Annotated in this window: 3 protein-coding genes; all 3 read left to right on the top strand. The window is 69.4% G+C overall.

The genetic code is table 11. The features are described 5' to 3' along the window. Positions 1 to 632 (top strand): class E sortase (locus tag G6048_RS48000; RefSeq protein WP_206343043.1); only part of this gene is annotated, 632 nt, incomplete at its 5' end. 60 nt (positions 633 to 692) lie between these two features. Beyond that, positions 693 to 1007 carry a DUF6412 domain-containing protein gene (locus G6048_RS47995; RefSeq protein ID WP_165345881.1) on the top strand — a complete coding sequence of 105 codons (315 nt, stop codon included), beginning with the start codon at positions 693 to 695 and terminating at the stop codon, positions 1005 to 1007. 193 nt (positions 1008 to 1200) lie between these two features. After that, the coding region (locus G6048_RS47990) for a YidC/Oxa1 family membrane protein insertase (RefSeq protein WP_165345882.1) at positions 1201 to 1730 on the top strand (530 nt) is incomplete at its 3' end.

Below are 1730 nucleotides of genomic sequence, written 5' to 3'. Positions count from 1 at the left end.
AGCGCGGTGAGCACCGGGTGGAGAACGCGTACGCGCGCGCCGTGCGCGAGGACGGCAATCCGGCCGCCGTCCACATGATCGAGGAGGTGTTCGAGGTCACCGACCGGAACTGGCGCGGCATCGGGCCGTCCCAACCACGCCCGCGCACCCCACGTCGTGGCCGACAGTGCCTCGACCGCTGGGATCAGGCCTACGCCATCCTCACCATCCCCCGCCTCGGGCTCCGCATCCCCGTCGCGGAAGGGATCAGCAAGCCGAACGTCCTCAACAAGGGGTACGCCGGCCACTACCCGGACACCGCTCAGCCGGGCCAGGCCGGCAACTTCGCGCTCGCGGGGCACCGGAACACGCACGGGGAGCCCTTCCGGTACATCAACCGGCTGCGGGAAGGGGACCGGATCGAGGTCGAGACGCGGGCGGCCGGATATACGTACGTCGTCGACCGGACGCTCCCGCAGACCGCCCCGCGTGACGGCGGGGTCATCCGCGACGTCCCCCGCAGCCTCGTACACCCGCGGTACGGGTACTCCGACCCCGGCTACTACCTCACCCTCACCACCTGCACCCCGGAGTACACCTCCAAGTACCGCCTCGTCGTCTGGGGGAAGCTCGCCTTCATGCGGCCCCGTTAGGATGGGGCAGCACGTGTGAGGACACGCGTGATGACCCGCCTGAGGAAGGGAGGACAGCTGATGGGTGGTACGCCCGTCGCCGCCAGGTTGCGGCCGCTCGCCTTCCTCTTCCTTCTCCTCGTCGAGGTGGCGCTCCTCGACTCCGGCAGCCTCGTCGGCGCCGTCGCCTTCGCGGCGACCGCCGCGGCCGGGTCCGCGCTCAGCGCCTGTTCAGTCATCGCCGCTCGGCTCGCGCCCGCCGTGCCGCCCACCCGGGTGCGTACGGCCATCCGCGACCGTGAGCGGCGTACGGCGTTCCTGCCGCAACGCGATCCCGACGCTCGGGGGCGTACGCGTCCACGAGCACCCGGCCGTCATCTCCTGACGGCCGCGTAGGGGCACTCGGAAACAGAAGCAGTACGCAGCAGCCCTCCCCTCGGGCCGTCATGCCGACGTAGATCCAGATCCCAGATCCCAGATCCCAGATCCCAGGTCTCAGGTCTCAGGTCTCAGATCCCGGATCTCTTATCTCCCGGTAACGACGAGACCCCCGGAGGGCTCACCCATGTCCGATCTCCTGTCCGCCTTCATGTCCGTTTTCGCCGGCCTCGTCGAAGGGCTGGCCGATCTCCTCGAGCCGTTGTTCCAGGCGTCCGCGGCGGCTGCGGCGATCGTTCTGTTCACCGCGTTCGTACGACTCCTCGTACATCCCCTCTCCCGGGCCGCGGCGCGCGGGCAGCGGGAGCGGGCCAAGCTGCAGCCGCAGATCGCCGCGCTGCGGAAGAAGCACGGGAAGAACCCCGAGAAGCTCCAGAAGGCCGTCATGGAGCTGCACGCCAAGGAGAAGGTCTCGCCGCTGTCCGGCTGTCTGCCGAGCCTGTTCCAGGCGCCGGCCTTCTTCCTTCTCTACCACCTGTTCTCGAACTCGACGATCGGCGGCGAGGCGAACGCCCTGCTCGCGCACAAGCTGTTCGCCGCGCCGCTCGGCGGACGGTGGGCGCCGTTCAGATCCAGGTCGCGTACGACGCCGCCGCGCACCGCATCATCGCGATCAGCGCCATCGACAACCTCACCAAGGGCACCGCGGGCGGCGCGGTGCAGAGCCTGTCTCTTATACAA

This window comes from Streptomyces ureilyticus, assembly GCF_011045025.1.
Taxonomy (GTDB): domain Bacteria; phylum Actinomycetota; class Actinomycetes; order Streptomycetales; family Streptomycetaceae; genus Streptomyces; species Streptomyces ureilyticus.
The sequence above is the reverse complement of the archived record's forward strand: the minus strand, read 5'-3'. Positions and strand labels throughout refer to the sequence as shown.

Bases quoted from the DNA above. Each gene is read 5' to 3' on its own strand.
- G6048_RS47995 (WP_165345881.1), top strand. From the start codon at position 693: ATGGGTGGTACGCCCGTCGCCGCCAGGTTGCGGCCGCTCGCCTTCCTC.